We start from the raw sequence: 1,544 nt of genomic DNA on the forward strand, positions 1-1,544 counted from the left end.
TCAGACACTGGGCGTCGAGCTTCCATTACGCGAACTCTTCGCCTCACCGAAGCTCGCGGCACTGGCGCAACTGCTCAGCCGTGCGCAGAGAAACGGCTTGCCCGAGATCGTTCCAGCCGACCGCAGCGAACCGTTGCCACTATCGCTGGCACAGCAACGCCTGTGGTTCCTCGACCGCTTGGATCATGCTGCGAGCCTAGCGTATCACCTTCCGGCGGTACTGCGACTGCACGGCGCACTGCACCGCGTGGCGCTACGCGCAACATTAGACCGTATCGTCGCTCGCCATGAGGCATTACGTACATGCTTCTTGTCGAACGAGGCAGCCGAGCCCATGCAGATGTTTGCACCGGCTGATTGCGGTTTCAGCCTCGTCGAACATGACCTGCGCGGGCGGCTTCAGCCGGACGATATCGCTGCATGGTGTGCGAACGAAGTCCGACAGCCGTTCGATTTGGCGAACGGTCCACTCGTGCGTGGCCAGTTGCTGCGCTTGGCCGACCACGAGCATCTGCTGCTGCTGACCCAACACCACATTGTCACCGATGGCTGGTCGATCGGAGTAATCGTGAAGGAGATAGCGGCGCTGTACGCCGCGTTCTCCCAAAACAAACCGGACCCGCTACCCCCGCTCACAATCCAGTACGCTGATTATGCAGCCTGGCAACGCCAGCGGCTGCAGGGAGAAGCCCTGCAGAAGCAGCTCGCTTTCTGGCGCGATCGGCTGAGCGGTGCACCGGCCCTGCTCGAGCTGCCGCTCGACCGACCGCGCCCCGCGGTGCAATCGTATGTCGGCGACCGCGTTATCGTGCAGCTGCCGGCGGAACTGAGCGCAGGACTGCGTGCACTGGCGCAACAACATGGCGTTACTTTGTTCATGATCCTTCTGGCCGGCTGGGCAACACTGCTCGCTCGGCTCGGCGGTCAGGATGAAGTCGTAATCGGCACCCCGGTAGCAAACCGCCAGCAAGCAGAAGTCGAGCAGCTGATCGGCTTCTTCGTCAATACCCTGGCGCTACGCGTGTCGCTGCACGATAACCTGACCGTGGCCGAACTGCTTGAGCAGGTCAGGAACACGACACTCGACGCTTATAGCCACCAGGACGTCCCTTTCGAACAAGTGGTCGAAACCCTACGTCCGGAACGAACGCTAGCCTACAATCCCGTGTTCCAGGCCATCCTGTCGCTAAACAACATGCCCGACAGTGGTCCGTTGATCCTGCCGGGACTGACTCTGGCCACAGTCGCGCATCAGACCCACACTACCCATTTCGACCTGCAACTGGCGCTATCGGACGACGGCGACGTCATTCGCGGCACCCTCACTTATGCCACCGACTTATTCGACCGAACCACGATCGAACGCTTTGCCGGTCATTTGCAAACCCTGCTGGTGGCCATGGTGGCCGATTCGTCTCAGCCACTGGTCACGCTGCCGCTGCTCGATGCGATTCAGCGGACCGAGCTGCTCGCGGCGTTCAACGACACTGCTGTGCCCTACCCGCGTGAGCGCCTGCTGCACCAGCTGTTCGAAGAACAGGCCA

Annotated in this window: 1 protein-coding gene; it reads left to right on the forward strand. The window is 61.4% G+C overall.

Going from position 1 to position 1,544, the window contains the following annotated elements; genetic code table 11:
• A partial coding sequence (locus tag NX775_RS23830; protein WP_258838241.1) for a condensation domain-containing protein occupies positions 1–1,544 on the forward strand: 1,544 nt, incomplete at both ends.

It is taken from the genome of Massilia aurea (assembly GCF_024753205.1).
GTDB lineage: Bacteria > Pseudomonadota > Gammaproteobacteria > Burkholderiales > Burkholderiaceae_D > Telluria > Telluria aurea.